13 protein-coding genes are annotated in these 14,535 nt (G+C 69.8%); 4 read left to right on the top strand and 9 right to left on the bottom strand.

The genetic code is table 11. The annotated features are described in order from the left end of the window. Positions 1–20 precede the first annotated feature (20 nt). On the bottom strand, positions 21–911 hold the full coding sequence (locus G4D83_RS17495) for a LysR family transcriptional regulator (protein ID WP_163865914.1): 891 nt from the start codon (positions 909–911) through the stop codon (positions 21–23). A gap of 65 nt (positions 912–976) precedes the next feature. Here G4D83_RS17495 and G4D83_RS17490 point away from each other — a divergent pair, with 65 nt between their 5' ends. After that, entirely contained in the window at positions 977–1,933 is a 957-nt protein-coding gene (locus G4D83_RS17490; protein ID WP_163865913.1) for an MBL fold metallo-hydrolase, read from the top strand. Between the two features lie 68 nt (positions 1,934–2,001). Here the strand turns inward: G4D83_RS17490 and G4D83_RS17485 are convergent, their stop codons facing one another. Both G4D83_RS17485 and G4D83_RS17480 read right to left on the bottom strand, forming a co-directional pair. After that, positions 2,002–3,012 (bottom strand): extracellular catalytic domain type 1 short-chain-length polyhydroxyalkanoate depolymerase, encoded by a 1,011-nt coding sequence (locus G4D83_RS17485; RefSeq protein WP_240356378.1) that lies wholly within the window; start codon positions 3,010–3,012, stop codon positions 2,002–2,004. 43 nt (positions 3,013–3,055) lie between these two features. Further along, the gene (locus tag G4D83_RS17480; protein WP_163865912.1) at positions 3,056–3,871 is read right to left on the bottom strand and encodes an alpha/beta fold hydrolase; all 816 of its coding nucleotides are present in this window, start codon (positions 3,869–3,871) and stop codon (positions 3,056–3,058) included. A gap of 71 nt (positions 3,872–3,942) precedes the next feature. Here G4D83_RS17480 and G4D83_RS17475 point away from each other — a divergent pair, with 71 nt between their 5' ends. Beyond that, on the top strand, positions 3,943–4,587 hold the full coding sequence (locus G4D83_RS17475) for a TetR/AcrR family transcriptional regulator (protein WP_163865911.1): 645 nt from the start codon (positions 3,943–3,945) through the stop codon (positions 4,585–4,587). 138 nt (positions 4,588–4,725) lie between these two features. Here the strand turns inward: G4D83_RS17475 and G4D83_RS17470 are convergent, their stop codons facing one another. From G4D83_RS17470 to mhpA, 5 genes are all read right to left on the bottom strand, one after another. Then, positions 4,726–6,330 (bottom strand): M56 and MltD domain-containing protein, encoded by a 1,605-nt coding sequence (locus G4D83_RS17470; RefSeq protein ID WP_163865910.1) that lies wholly within the window; start codon positions 6,328–6,330, stop codon positions 4,726–4,728. Beyond that, positions 6,327–6,725, bottom strand: coding sequence for a BlaI/MecI/CopY family transcriptional regulator (locus tag G4D83_RS17465; protein WP_163865909.1), 399 nt, complete (start codon positions 6,723–6,725; stop codon positions 6,327–6,329). The genes G4D83_RS17470 and G4D83_RS17465 overlap by 4 nt, the downstream gene beginning before the upstream one ends. A 64-nt stretch (positions 6,726–6,789) precedes the next feature. After that, positions 6,790–7,134 carry a protealysin inhibitor emfourin gene (locus G4D83_RS17460; protein ID WP_163865908.1) on the bottom strand — a complete coding sequence of 115 codons (345 nt, stop codon included), beginning with the start codon at positions 7,132–7,134 and terminating at the stop codon, positions 6,790–6,792. A 3-nt stretch (positions 7,135–7,137) separates the two neighbouring features. Continuing rightward, complete coding sequence (locus G4D83_RS17455) at positions 7,138–8,268, bottom strand: M4 family metallopeptidase (RefSeq protein WP_163865907.1); 1,131 nt, start codon at positions 8,266–8,268, stop codon at positions 7,138–7,140. Positions 8,269–8,450: 182 nt separating this feature from the next. Next, positions 8,451–10,037, bottom strand: coding sequence for a bifunctional 3-(3-hydroxy-phenyl)propionate/3-hydroxycinnamic acid hydroxylase MhpA (mhpA, locus tag G4D83_RS17450; protein WP_163865906.1), 1,587 nt, complete (start codon positions 10,035–10,037; stop codon positions 8,451–8,453). 250 nt (positions 10,038–10,287) lie between these two features. Between mhpA and G4D83_RS17445 the strand changes: the two genes are divergently transcribed. Beyond that, a complete protein-coding gene (locus tag G4D83_RS17445) occupies positions 10,288–12,360 on the top strand; it encodes an ATP-binding protein (RefSeq protein ID WP_163865905.1) in 2,073 nt (690 codons plus the stop codon). Here G4D83_RS17445 and G4D83_RS17440 read toward each other — a convergent pair whose 3' ends face one another. Continuing rightward, entirely contained in the window at positions 12,361–13,344 is a 984-nt protein-coding gene (locus G4D83_RS17440) for a LysR family transcriptional regulator (RefSeq protein WP_163865904.1), read from the bottom strand. A 103-nt stretch (positions 13,345–13,447) separates the two neighbouring features. On the opposite strand from G4D83_RS17440, the gene G4D83_RS17435 reads away from it, so the two are divergent. Continuing rightward, positions 13,448–14,494 carry an NAD(P)-dependent alcohol dehydrogenase gene (locus G4D83_RS17435; protein WP_163865903.1) on the top strand — a complete coding sequence of 349 codons (1,047 nt, stop codon included), beginning with the start codon at positions 13,448–13,450 and terminating at the stop codon, positions 14,492–14,494. Positions 14,495–14,535: the final 41 nt, after the last annotated feature.

The raw sequence follows: 14,535 nt of genomic DNA, 5'->3' as shown, positions 1-14,535 counted from the left end.
GCTTCAACGAGCGCGCGGAGTCACCGAGGCTTCGCGCGCTCCAGCTCCTCCACCAACAGCTCCGACACCTTGCGCACGCGAGGGATGTCCAGCGCCGACTTCGCGCAGATGAGGTGGAGCTGGCTCTTCTTGTACGGCCCCAGGTCGACGTCGAGCGGCACCAGGTTGCGCTCCCGCTGCTGACTGAAGCGGTGCGGGGTGTTCGCCAGTGCAATCGCACCCACGCCCGCCTCCGCCGCCGCCAGCAGCACCAGGAAGTTGTCGGCGGTGAAGACGGGGGCGAAGTTCGGGATGAGCGATTCGAGCTGGGGATTGGGCGGCATCGCCTCGAACGGCGGAGCCCATGCCACCCAGGGCAGCTCCTGGAGCGTCGGCCGCTTCGGCAGCGTCGCCTTGAGGGACTTGGAGACGAAGACGCCGGTCTCCACCTCCAGCGTGTACACGCGGGTGAGGTCCGCGTGCCGCGTGGACTTCGTGCGCAGCGCGAGGTCCGCCTCCCCGCGCCCCAGGTCCGCGTAGCTCACCGACGACTGCACCTCCAGCCGCAAACCCGGGTGCTTGCGCGCCACCTGGCCCGCGAAGGGCGCCAGGAAGTCGAAGCTGACGAAGGGGCTCGCCGTCACGCGCACCAGTCCCTGGGGTGACGAGTCCGCCGACTCGGCGGCGCGCTGAAGCTCTCCGGCCCACTCCGCCATCTTCCGGGTGGGAGGCAGCAACCGCTCGCCCGCGGACGTCAGCGTCGCGCCGTCCACGCTCCGACGGAACAGCTTCGCCCCCACCTCGTACTCCAGCGCCGCCAGCCTGCGGCTCACCGTCGGCTGGCCGATGCGCAGCCGCTTCGCCGCGGCACTGAAACTGCCCGTCTCCGCGATGGCCAGGAACAGGCGCGCGTCATCCCAGGGAATATCCATATCTGGATGGCTTCATACCAAAATGGCCATTTCCCATGCACCTGCGCATCGGTACCTTGGCGTCCATGAAGAACGCCAAGCGCATCAGCCTCGCCGTCGTGTCCGCCCTCGTCGTCGGTGCCGTCGTCCTGGGAGTCGTCGGCGTGGCGTCCACCTCACACCCCCATCAGCCTTCGTCGCTCGGCACGGCGCGGCCCGTGAATGACCTGCTCGCCGTGCTGGACGAGCCCGGCCCCGTGGAGCTGGAGTCAGTCGTGTCCTCCGACTGGGCCGTGGACCGGAGCGGCCTCATCAACCTGAAGCACCCCACCGCGAAGGCGGCGAACCTGGAGGACGGGGACGAGCCCATCCAGGTCTTCTTCCACGCGCTGCGCCACCCGACGAAGGGCCTCTTCATCGTCGACACCGGCATCGAGACGGCCCTGCGGGACGCGCCGGAGAAGGCGGCCATGCAGGGCATCGTCGCCAGCGCCATGCACATGGAGAAGCTCAAGGTGCACCAGCCCCTGGGCGAGTGGCTCGCGAAGCAGCCCCAGCCCCTGGCCGGCGTCTTCCTCACGCACCTGCACCTGGACCACGTCACCGGCATGGCCGACGTGCCCGCGGGCACCCCCGTCTACACCGGCCCGGGCGAGGCGGAGGCCCGCGCCGTCCTCAACGTGTTGCTGAAGCCCAACACGGACCGCGCGCTGGCGGGCAAGGCCGCGCTGTCCGAGTGGACCTACGCCGCCGAGGCGAGCGGCCTCTTCGACGGCGCGGTGGACATCTTCGGCGACGGCTCCGTGTGGGCGCTCTGGGTGCCCGGCCACACGCCGGGCAGCACCGCGTACCTGGTGCGCTCGACCAAGGGCCCCGTGCTGCTCACGGGCGATGCCAGCCACACCCGCTGGGGCTGGGAGCACGACGTGGAGCCAGGCACCTTCACCGCCGACGGGCCGCGCGGCGTGGACAGCTTCAAGAAGCTGCGCGCCTTCGCCGCCGCGCACCCGAACGTCGCGGTGCGCTTCGGCCACCAGCACTGACGAGCAAGAAACAGCCCGCGCCCCTCCTCGAATCGAAGAGGAGCGCGGGCGAAGAAGCTCCAGCGCTGCTACGGCAGGTCGAGCGCGTGCTGCTTGAAGAAGTCCCACATGAACGTGGTGGCGTCGGGGCCGGACGGGTCGGCGAAGGGGTAGCTCGCATTGCCTCCCGGCCACGCGTGGTCCATGCCGCGAATCTCGTACTTCTGCGCCACCAGCTCACCGCCGTAGACGTAGTCCTTCACGACGTAGGTGCGGCCACCGGGGACGCTCAAGGTCCTCGTGCTCGTCGGCGTGCCCTTGATGCTGTCATTGGCCACGCCGTCATCGCCGTAGTCGCTCGTCTGGAGGAACTGCTTCACCGCCTGCTCGCCGTTGAGCGGATTGACGACGCTGTCCTCGGTGCCGTGCACCACGAGCACCGGCACCGTGCGGCGCGGCCGGCCCGAGCAGACCCACGCGTCCTTCCCCTTGTCGTCCGGCGAGTAGATGCTGCCGAAGAGCATGGCGAAGGCCGTGCCCGACACCGTCGTCGCCGCCTTGTACATGGCGCCCGCGCCCACCATGCCCGCGGCGAACACGTCCGAGTAGCAGGACATCAGCGTGGTCGTCAGCACGCCGCCCGCGGACACGCCGCCCACATAGACGCGGCGCGCGTCCACCGAGTAGCGCTGCTTCATCAAATCCACCATGCCGACGATGAGCGAAGGCTCGCCCGTGCCGCGCTCCTGGTTGTTGCCGAGCATGAAGTTCCAGCACTGCGTCGCGTTCACGAACGTCGCCTGGTTGGGATAGAGGACGAGGAAGCCTTCGGCATCGGCCTTCTCGTTCAGGCGCGTCAGACCCGCGAACTGGTCCGGGTTCTGGAGACAGCCGTGTAGCGCTACCAGCAGGGGGCGAGGTGTCCCCGGTTGGTAGCCGGTGGGGACCCAGAGTTGATAGCCCCGCGCTCCCCATGCGCCCACATAGTTGCCATGGACCCACGAGCCAGCGTAGGCGGGGGCTCCCGTGGAGAGCACCAGCCACATCGTGAGCAGGAACAGCGACCGCGAGAGTGCGACACCACGTCGATGCATCGACATCGTCCAGCCTCCTGGGTTGTGGAGCTCGGGTTCGCTGCTCGGCTCAGGCGCCGAGCGAGGTGCCGGGTGCGGCGCTGTCGACGGCGCGGAGGAAGTCCTCCACGGCGTCGGTGAGCGGACCGGGCTGGTCCAGCGGAGCGGCATGGCCGGAGTCCGCGAGGACCTGGAGGCGCGCGTGGGACAGCAGGTCGACATAGACCTGCTTCGCGGACCGGGGCGTGTAGTCGCGCTCGGAGTGGAGCACGAGCACCGGACAGGTGATGTCCTTCAGCCGCGCCATGACGCTCCAGCCCAACAGCCCGCGCGTCGAGCGCAGGTAGGCATCCGGGTCATTGGCGGAGAACGTGGCGATGGCGCGCTGACGCAGCCCTTCCTGCTCCGGCTTGGGGAACAGCTTGGGCGCCAGCACCTTGGCCATGGCCTTGGGTCCGAAGAAGCGCAAGAGGAAGAGCCGCAGCGCGAAGTCGAACTTGCGGCGCGCCGTGCGGGCGACGAGCTCCGGGCCGCTGTTGACGATGACCAGGCTGCGCACCAAATCTGGCCGGTCCACCGCGAGCTGGAAGCCCATCATCCCGCCCATCGACAGGCCGATGACATGCAGTTGCTTCAGACCCAGCGCGTCGCAGAGCGCGGCGATGTCCTTCGCGAAGAGCGGCACGCCGTAGGCACCCGCCGGCTTCCCGCTGCGCCCATGCCCCCGAGCATCCGGGACGACGACGCGGTAAGCGCTCGCCAGCCGTGGTGTGACGAGCTCCCAGTCGACTCCGGAGGAGCCGAGCCCGTGAAGCAGCAACACCGGAATGCCCTGGCCCGACTCTTCGTAGTGGAGAGTGAGGCCTTCGAGCTGCAACGTGGACATCCTCGGACTCCAGGCGCGGAAGTGACGCAATCCACCCTATCTGAACGAACGTTCGTTAAGCAAGAACCCACATGAGCACACCGACTCTCTCCCGGCTTCGCGCCCAGCCGGCGAGCCTTCCGCCGTCAGCACCGTCGGATGGCACCCGGCGTCGCATCCTGGAGACGGCCCTCCAGCTCTTCGCGAGTCGCGGCTACCACGACACGTCGATTCGGGATTTGGCCAAGGTGCTGGAGCTGCAGCCGAGCGCGCTGTACGCGCACTTCGCCTCGAAGGAGCACGTGCTCGCGGAGCTGGTGCGCATCGGCCATGAGGCCCACCACGAGGCGTTGCAGACGGCGATGAAGGAGTCCGCGCCCGAGCCCAGGCAGCAGGTCCAGGCGCTGGTGCGCGCGCACACGCGCACGCATGCGATGCATCCCCAGCTCGCGGTGGTGGTGAACGAGGAGCTGTATGCGCTGACGCCGGAGCTGGCCGCCCCGGCGGTGGCCCTGCGGGACAAGTCCGCCGCGCTCCTGGCGGAGGTCATCGAGCGCGGGGTGGCGCAGGAAGTCTTCTCGCCGCCCCATCCTCGCATCACCGCCGCCGCCATCTCCGCGATGGGCGTGCGCCTGCCTTATTGGTACGACCCCGCCAGCGCGCTCGACGTGGAGACCCTCGCGGATGTCCACGCGGAGCTGGCGCTGCGCATGTTGGGAGCGACGCCGGAGCGGTGAGGTTTCACGACAGTGCCGAACTCACGGCCTTCAGTCGCGCGGAAGGTTCCTGGGCGTCGCGGCTTCACCTGCTCCACCGACGTCGGGGCCTTTCGTCGACCACACCGCGAGGTCATCGCGGTGGCGCATGGAGCGCACTCAGTCCAGCAGGTGCGGATTGCGGACGATGAGCAACCCGGCCTGCACGGTGGCCACGTAGTCATTGAGGTGGCCGCCCGCGATGAGCGCGGACACGTCTCGGCTGCCACCCTCGGCCAGGGCCTGGTCCACCTTCTTCTCGCCCTGGTTGTACGCCGCGAGCGCCAGTCGCCAGTCGCCGTAGCGCGTGTGCAAGTCCGACAGCAGGGCCGATGCGGCCTGCGTCTCGCGCGCCACGTCCAGCCGTTCGTCGCGGGCCTCGCTCACTTCCAGCCCATAGCGACGCGCCGTCTCGGGAATGAACATCCACACCCCCGCGCCCCGCATGCCCGGAGCGAGCGACGGTCGACCATCCGTCTCCGCCATGTTCGTCACCGCCGACTCCACCACCGCCACCGCGAGCAGTCCCTCGGGCAGGCCCTTCGCCTTCAGCGTCGACGCCAGCGCGTCACGATGCGTGCCCAGGTTCGTCAGCGCCCGCTTCATGAATGCACGGCCCTTGTCGGTGCCGACGAGGCGGTTGAGTTGCTCCAACACCTTCGCATCCACCACGACGGCCAGGTCGCCCTTCGGCTGAGTCGTCCGGGCGAGCGCCTCCGCATCGGCTTGCGTCACCGTGCGTCCCTTCGCAGCGCCTTGCGCCAGCACGGCCACGGGGAGCAGGAGCAACGACAGCGCGGCGAGCAGCGCGGGGACGGCATGGGTGCGACGGGGACGCGGCTGGAACAGCATGTGAATCCTCCTCTGTGTGGGGTGAGACATGCCGGTGGCACCGGCGGGAACGGGCGGAGCGCCCGGGAGACGAAGCGCCGCCTGGAGCAGACAGCGCGCATACGCTTGAGCCTGGGCACGGCCACTCATGACGAGCGCCTCGTCACAGGCGAGCTCCTGGAGCGACGCGAGCCACGCCGACAGGCCATGCGCCGCCGGATGCCAGAAGAAGGCCCCCGTCAAAACCAGTCGCCCCAGGGCCAGGTGCGTGTCGCGCTGACGGTGGTGCTGAAGCTCGTGCAGCACGGTGAGCCGGAACGCCTCCGCGTCCTCCAGCAGCGCGGGAGGCACCACCACCCACGCCGACGGACGCCGTCCAAAGCGAGGGAACCACGCGGAGAACGCCGGAGTCCCCTCCTCGCCAAGCACCACCACCACGCGCCCCACCGTGCGGACCCGAGGCAGCGCCTCCAGTCGACGCAACAGCCTCCGATGCCGAACGAGCGCCCGCCCGATGAAGCACCCCGCGCCCACGAGCCAACCCAGTGACAACAGCACTCCAATGGACACAGGCACGGAAACAGCCCCGCGACTCACAGGCGCGGACGCACGCACCCCACCCGTCCACACGGCGGAGGGAAGCCGCTCCGCTTGTCTCGCCACCGAGCGCTCGAAGGTGAACAGCGGCCCCGCCGGAGTCAGCGCCCGCGCGCCCATCGCCAGGAGCGGCAACAGGAACACCAGGGCCAGCGCCCCGCGCCCCACTCGCAAGGCCTGCCTGGAGGACAACGCCAGGCCCAGCCGCGCCAGCAGCGCGAGCGCACCCCACGCGAGCAGCAACGCCACGGGCAACAGCAGCGCCACCGCGAGATAGAACGACACCAGAGCGCTCATGGCTTGCCTCCCTTGGCCTTGAGCAGCTTGCGAATCTGCTCCACCTCGTCGGGCGCCAGCGGCACCGCCTCCACCAGTCGCGCCACCAGCGCGGACGGCGTGCCATCGAAGACGGTGTCCACCAGGTGGCGCAGGCTCTGGGCCTCGTACGTCTCACGCGGCAGCGTGGCCGAGTACAGGTGTCCCCGCCCCTGCTTGCGGCTCACCACCACGCCCTTCTGCTCCAGGATGCGCAGCACCGTGGAGACGGACGTGTACGCCAGCGCGCGCTCCGGCGGCAGCGCGGCCAGCACGTCCGCCACGCTCACCTCGCCCTGCTTCCACACGATGTGCATCAGCTCGAGCTCCACCGGCGTCAACGGCCGGGGCGCCTCGGGCTCGGGTTGTCTGGCCATGGAGGTCCTCCGTGGCCAGCATTACTACTAAGACCTTAGTTCTTCGTCAACTAAGCCCTTAGTTCTAATGTCCACCACCGCGTCGGCGTGTGGCGCGCTTCACCAGGGACAAGAGCTCTCGCAAGTGGGGGTCCTCCACCGGCTCCACCAGCTTCACGGAGTGTCGCCGCGGTCCCTCCTCCACGGTGAGGGTGTAGCGGCGCTGGTCGGCGCCCTTCGACGCGGAGCCACCACCACCCACCACGGCTGGCAGCTCACGGAAGCGCGCGTCGCGCAGGCCGTGCTCAATCGCCTCGGCCTGCTCGGTGGGAAGCTCGCTCAGCTCCACGCTCCTCGGGCGGGCAAGCCCCGGGAAGGCGGCGAGCCCACCCTCCTGCGAGAGTTGGATTCGGACGTGCTCTCTCGACACGGCTCAAGCTCCCGGCTGGACGCTGCCCCACTGCGGCACGGACACCCTGTCTCGCGAGACGCGGATGCCCACCTCTTCCCAGGCCTCCTTCACGGCCGCCACCTCCTCGCCGGTGCCGTACAGCCGGGTGGCGGACATGACGGTGATGCGCGCGAAGTCGGAGAAGTGGGTGTCCGGCGTGATGCGCGGGTCCCTCACGGCCTCGTACCAGATGCGGCCCGCGCGCTCCCACGCGTTGCCTCCCAGTCGCGTCGCCGCCCCGTAGAAGGCGCGGTTGGGGATGCCGGAGTTGATGTGCACCCCTCCGTTGTCCTCCCACGTGGTGACGTAGTCGCGCATGTGGCCGGGCTGCGGGTCCTTGCCCAGCACGTCGTCGTCGAAGGCCGTCCCAGGCTCCTTCATCGAGCGCAGCGCCTGGCCCTCGACTCCGTCCGCCAGGAGCCCCGCGCCGATGAGCCAGTCCGCCTGGTCCGCCGTGTGTCCGAGCAGCCGCTGCTTCACCAGTGAGCCGAAGACATCCGACATCGACTCGTTCAGCGCGCCCGCCTGCTGGAAGTACCAGAGCGGCCCCTCGTCCTCCGTCACGCCGTGGGACAGCTCGTGCGCGATGACGTCCAGGGCGATGGTGAAGCGGTTGAACAGCTCCCCATCCCCGTCGCCGAACACCATGCGGCGCCCATCCCAGAAGGCGTTGTCGTAGCCCCGCCCGTAATGGACATACGCCTGCAAGGGCATCCCATCCCCGTCGATGGAGTTGCGCCCGAGGACTTCCCAGAAGAAGTCATACGTGGCGCCCAGGCCATCGAAGGCCTCGTCGGCCGCGAGGTCTCCGCACGGCCCCTGTCCCTCCGAGCGCACCAGCGTCCCGGGGAAGGCCTCCTCGCCCTTCAAGTCGTAGATGCTCCGCTGCCGCTGGGACTCCACCATCATCGCCGGCAGCCGGCGGACGGATGAAGACGACGCGGCCACCCGACCTCCGGCGAAGCGCAGGGCGCGGAAGGTGGTGTCCGTGGCCACCGTGCGCAGGGCCTTCACGCGCTGCCGCGGCGTGCCGTTCTCCGCGATGGAGCGCAGGAGATACGGAGGCAGGATGCAATGAATGGAATGAACGTGCCGTCTTCGCCGCGTCAACATGGGTGTCCCCCCTCGAGAACGTCTCGGTCCTCAAGGTGGAGCCACCCTCACCGCGATATGACACCCGGCACCGGGACTCCCTCGCCCCGCCAACGACAGACGTCACGCTTCACCCCGCCCCCGGGGACCGAGGGGCCCGAGCGCCCCTCGGATATCCACGAGGCCCTCGGGCGAGGGGTGCGTCAGACCCCCAGCGCGTCACGCAGCTCCGGCAGCCGCTCCGCCTTCACCGCGCCGAAAACGAAGCGGTCCGGCCGCAGCACCACCACATCCGAGTCATGCCGCGAGAACCAGTCGCCCAACTTCCCGGTGATATCCTCCACCGCCGGCACGTCGCCGCCGTCCACGCCCGTCGACTGGACGGCGAGCAGCCGCCCACCCAGGGCCTCCGCCAGCCCGCGCGCCGCCGCCACCTGCGCGGCCGGAGCGTTGGCCCGGCACAGCACCGCGAAGTCATTGCCGATGGCGTCGTCCAGGAGCACCTCCTGGCCGGTCGGCAACCGCACCTTGGGCTGGATGAAGAACGTGCCCTCCGGCGACTCCGAGGTATGCCCACCGCCCAGGTAGTAGCCGCGCTCGTGCATCGGTGGCTGCTTGAACTCGAAGTCCTGGATGAAGCGGCGCACCCGGGGGATGCGCTGCAGCGCGCGCATCACCATGTCGCGCGCGCCGGCCACCCAGCTGTTGCGCGCGAGGAACAGGTGCCCCACTCGCACGCACAGCTTCTGCACCGCCTCCACGTGCGGACGACGCTCCTCCTCGTAGGTGTCCAGCAGCGACGCCGGCGCCAGGCCCCGGACGACGCGCTGAATCTTCCACGCGAGGTTCGACGCGTCGCGCATGCCGGACACCAGGCCCTGGCCCATGAAGGGCGGCATGGTGTGCGCCGCGTCACCCAGCAGGAACACGTTGCCGTCGCGCCAGCGCGCCGCGTTGAGGCAGTGGAACGTGTAGACCTGCGCGCGCTCCACGTGGACGCGCTCGGGGTCGATGTAGGGCGCCAGGAGCTTCTTGATGGTCTCCGGACGCTCCATCTCCTCGCGCGTCTCGCCCGGCATCAGCATGAACTCCCACCGGAACTGGCCCACCGCGCCCGTCGCGACGAAGGCGGGGCGATTGGGGTCGCACACGAAGCGGCACAGCTCCGGCGCGTCACCCTCCACCCGACCGGACACCGCCAGCCAGGGCTCCCCGTAGGCCTTCCCCGACATCTTGATGCCCAGCGCCTTGCGCACGCCGCTGCGCGCCCCGTCGCACGCCAGGAGGTAGCGCCCGCGCACCGTGCGCACCTCGCCCGTCTGCGACAGCCGGTAGCGCACCGTCACCCCGGTGCCGTCCTGCTCCAGCGCCTCCACGCCCGCCCCCACCTGGAGCTTCACGTGGGGGAAGCGCGCCATGCCGTCGCGCAGCACCCCCTCCACCAGCGGCTGGTGGAAGAACCACAGCGGCGAGTAGCCGAAGCCGAAGTCCGCCGTGCCGGTGTGCACCTCCGCGAAGCGCTTGCCCGTCTCGCCCACGTACTCGGCGAAGCGGTTCTCCCTCATGTCCTTCTGGAGCTCCGGGCCCAGCCCCGTGGCCTGGTAGATGCGCAGCGCCTCGTCATCGCAGGAGAAGGCGCGCGGCTGTCCATGCGGCGCCAGGTCCTGCTCCAACACCAGCGTCCGCACTCCCAGGGAGCCCAGCAGATTGCATGTCAGGGCTCCCACAGGACCGCAGCCGCTGATGATGACATCAACCTCCATGTCGGCCTGCTGCTTGTCACAAACCATGAGAGCCCCCGGGTTCATTCAGTCTGGAGCAATCAATAACGAATGAGGTGTGACCAGGGTGTGACCGCACGAAAGGTTTCGCAACGTCGTCCGTTCGTGACGGCGAGCTGCCGTGTCCTGGAAATTCGAGAGGGAAAGCGGCCGGTACCTCGGACCCTGCCTGGGGTCATCCCTACCCGCGAGGGAGCATCGGGTGCGACGTGTTACGTTGCGCGAAACGCTCTCTCTCATTCTTGGAACCTCGGAGGCCATGGCAGGCGACGACGCGGCAGGGACGCAAGTCTTTCACCTGGAGCTGCTCGGCGAGGCGCGCCTGCGGCATGACGGCGCACACGTGCCCCTGGAGCGCCGCACCGCCGCGGTGCTGGCATGGTTGGCATTGGAAGGTCCCCATCCGAAGTACCGCCTCGCGGGCCTCTTGTGGGCCGAGTCCAGCGAAGTCACCGCGCGTAACAACATGCGACAGCTCTTGCGTCGGCTGCGTCTGTCCACGGGCGCGGAGCTGGTGCAGGGCGGGGATGTCCTGTCGTTGGCGGAGGGAATCACCGTGGACGCCTCGCAGCTCCAGGCCCACGCGCTGGCCGGGCGCCACTCGCAGGTGCTGGAGCAGGAAGGCGTGCTGCTGTCCTCGCTGGAGTTCGACGACTGCCCGGAGTTCCACGCGTGGCTGGAGAGCGCGCGCGAGCGGCTGGACAAGCTGCGACGACGCGCCGCGTCCGCGGAGTCGGAGGCGCGCGAGCGCGCGGGGGATTTGTCCGGCGCGCTCGTCCTGGCGGAGAAGCTGCTGGGCATGGACCCGTACTCGGAAGAGGCGTGGCGCCGGCTGATGCGGCTGCACTACGTCTCCGGAGACCGGGGCTCCGCGCTCAACGCCTTCGAGCGCTGCCGCCGCTTGCTTCGCGAGGAGCTGGACACCCAGCCCTTGCCCCAGACGGTGGCGCTGGCGCGGGAAATCGAGCGGGGCCCCACGACGGCGCATGCCGCGCGCGTACAGCCAGCGAAGCTGCCCCTGTCCGTGCTGCGCCCGCCCGTGCTGGTGGGGCGCGAGCGGGTGTGGGCGCGGATGGAGGAGGCCTGGGAGGCGGGGCTGACCATCTTCCTCAGCGGCGAGCCCGGGGTGGGCAAGACGCGGCTGGCGCATGACTTCGCCGCCTCGCGCGGCGGCCACATCACCCTGGAGTCGCGGCCCGGGGAGATGCACGTGGCCTATTCCTCTCACGTGCGGCTCTTGCGACAGCTCCTGGCCCAGCGTCCGGACGCCAGGCTGGAGCCGTGGGTGCGCCGGGAGCTGGCGCGGCTGATGCCGGACATGGCCGGGCCGGAGGGCCTTCCTCCGCCCATGGTGGACGAGGCGGACCGCAGCCGCTTCCTGGAAGCCAACTGTCAGGCTGTCTACCAATTGTGCTCGGGGCTGGACGCCATCGTCGCGGATGACTTGCACTACATGGACGCGGCCACCGCGGAGTTCGCGCTGCTCATGCTGTCGCGTCGCCACGACACGCAGCCGGGCGGCGCCTTCCCCCACTTCGTGGACACCTTCCGCAAGGGCGAGCTGACGCCGGTGGCCATCGGCTGCATCCAGCAGCTCGTGGAGGCGGGGCTCGCCGTCGTCATCGAGCTGGAGCCCCTGGAGACGGACTCGGTGGGCGCGCTCCTGGGGAGCCTGGAGCTGGCGGGCGCGGAGCGGCTGACGGACAACGTGATGCGCTACACGGGAGGCAATCCCCTGTTCATCATGGAGGCGCTGCGTCACCTGCTGGAGTCGGGCGGGCTGGAGCGGGGGTGGCCCGAGCACGTCCACCCCTCCGGCCGGGGCCGGGACTTGATTCAGCAGCGGCTGGAGCGGCTGTCGCCCCAGGCGCTTCAAGTGGCCCGGCTGGCGGCGCTCGCGAAGACGTCCTTCCAGTTGGAGCTGGCCGTCGAGGTGCTGGAGATGACGCCGCTGACGCTCGCCCAGCACGTCTCTGAACTGGAGGCCGCGCACGTGCTGCGCGGAGAGCGTTTCACGCATGACCTGCTCTTCGAGGTGGTGCGGGAGACGATTCCCCCCTCGTTGATTCCCCTGCTCCATCGCAGGCTGGCCAGCGCGCTGGAGCAGCGCAAGGCCGCCCCCGTCGTCGTCGCGCAGCACTGGCTGGAGGGCAAGGAGCCGGAGCGCGCCGCGCCCCACCTCGTCGCCGCCGCCAACGCGGAGGCCTCCGCCTTCCGGCACATGGAGGCCGCGCTGCTCTACTTCCGCGCCGCCACCGCGCTGGAGGAGGCCGGCGCCTTCGAGGAGGCCGCCCGCGTCAGGGCCCGCGCCCGAGGCATCCCCAGCGCCTGACTACCCACCGGCCTGTCGGCCGCGCGTGGGACGCCCTCCAGGGGACGCTCCTGGCCGCGGCTCCGTGCGGGCCTCGGGCGCCCGCTGCTCCGCCGCCACCTCGCGCGCCACGTCCACGAAGGCGCGGAACGCGGGGGACACGCGGGAGCGGCTGGGGAAGTAGAGGTAGAAGCCGTCCACGTGGGCCGCATAGGGCTCCAGGACGATGCGCAGCGCGCCCCGCTTCACCCGGTCGGCGACCTCCGGCTCGAAGGCATACATCAAGCCCACGCCCGACTCCGCCAGCTCCATCAGCGCGTGGTGGCTGGAGGTGACCAGCGGCCCCCGCACCGGGACGCGCCAGCTCCGGGAGCCGCGCTCCAGCTCCCACTGGTAGAGCGCCCCGGTGGTGCCGGAGCGGATGCAAAGACAGTCATGTGCCAGCAAGTCCCGCGGCTTCTCCGGCGTCCCCCGGCGCTTCAGGTACGCGGGCGAGCCCACCACCACGAAGCGGAAGCCCTCCGACAGGCGCACCTGCACCATGTCGCGCTCCAGGGACTCGGAGAAGCGGATGCCCCCATCCAGCTCCTCGGTGACGATGTCCACCATGGAGTCCTCCACCCGCAGCTCCACCTCCACGCGGGGATGGCGGGCCAGGAAGCGCGTCAGGATGGGCGCGACGACGGGCGACACGGACACCGTCGGCACGGTGAGCCTCACCAGGCCCGTCACCTCGCCTGGCTGGGCCACCGCCACCTTCAGCGCCGCCAGCGCCTGGTCCACCGACGGTCCGGCGCCCTCGAGCAGCCGACGGCCCGGCTCCGTGAGCGCCACGCTGCGGGTGGTGCGCGTCAGGAGCGGCACGCCCAGCCGCGCCTCGAGCTGGCGGACGGACTGGCTCAGCGAGGAGGCGGAGACTCCCAGGTCCGCCGCCGCCGCCGCGAAGCTGCGCCGACGGGCCACGGCGAGGAACGCGTTCAGCGCGTTGAGCGGGGTGAAGGCCATTGCGAAGTTTTTCTACATGCCGCGTTCGGATTCCATTTGTTTCGCGAACGGGGGCGCCTTCGCATATTCCACGCGTTCGCTCACCCCCATCAAGGACCTCCCCATGATTCCCGCACGTGGCTACGCCGCCCAGGACGCCAAGTCCCCGCTGGCCCCCTTCCACTTCGAGCGCCGCGAGCCCGGCCCCGACGACGTCCAGTTCGACGTCCAGTACTGCGGCATCTGCCACTCCGACCTCCACCAGGCCCGCGACGAGTGGGGCGGCTCCATCTTCCCCATGGTCCCCGGCCACGAAATCATCGGGCGCGTCACGCGCGTCGGCGCCAACGTGACGAAGTTCAAGGTCGGCGACTCCGTCGGCGTCGGCTGCATGGTCGACACCTGCCGCGCCTGCAAGGCCTGCAAGCAGGGCCTGGAGCAGTACTGCGAGCGCGGGGCAACCTACACGTACAACTCGCGAGAGCGCGAAAGCCAGCAGCCCACCCAGGGCGGCTACTCCAACGTGCTCGTCGTCGACCAGGCCTACGTCCTGCGCGTCCCGGAGAACCTGGACCCGGCCGCCGCCGCGCCGCTCCTGTGCGCGGGCATCACCACGTACTCACCGCTGAAGCACTGGAACGTGAAGGCGGGCCAGCGCGTGGGCGTCGTCGGCCTGGGCGGCCTGGGCCACATGGGCGTGAAGTTCGCGCGGGCCTTCGGCGCGCACGTCATCGTCTTCAGCCACACGGACAAGAAGAAGCAGGACGCGCTGCGCCTGGGCGCCCATGAAGTCGTCGTCTCCTCGAACGAGGCGGAGATGAAGGCCCAGGAGGGCACCCTCGACTTCGTGCTCGACACCGTCTCCGCGCCCCACGACATCAACGCGTACCTGCGCCTGTTGCGCATCGACGGCAGCCTCGTCCTCGTCGGCGTCCCGGAGAAGCCGCTTCCCGTCCAGCCCTTCTCCCTCATCGGCCAGCGCCGGAGCTTCTCGGGCTCCAGCATCGGCGGCATCCAGGAGACGCAGGACATGCTCGACTTCTGCGGCCAGCACGGCGTCGTCTCCGACGTGGAGGTGATTCCCATCCAGCAGGTGAATGACGCCTACACCCGGCTTCTCAAGGGTGACGTGAAATACCGGTTTGTCATCGACATGAAGAGCCTGAAGTAAAGCCTGACGCGGCGCACAGAAATCGCACCGTCCGGAAGTTT

This window comes from Myxococcus eversor (assembly GCF_010894455.1).
GTDB lineage: Bacteria > Myxococcota > Myxococcia > Myxococcales > Myxococcaceae > Myxococcus > Myxococcus eversor.
Note: the sequence above shows the minus strand (reverse complement) of the source record. Positions and strands in the feature narration are given on the sequence as shown.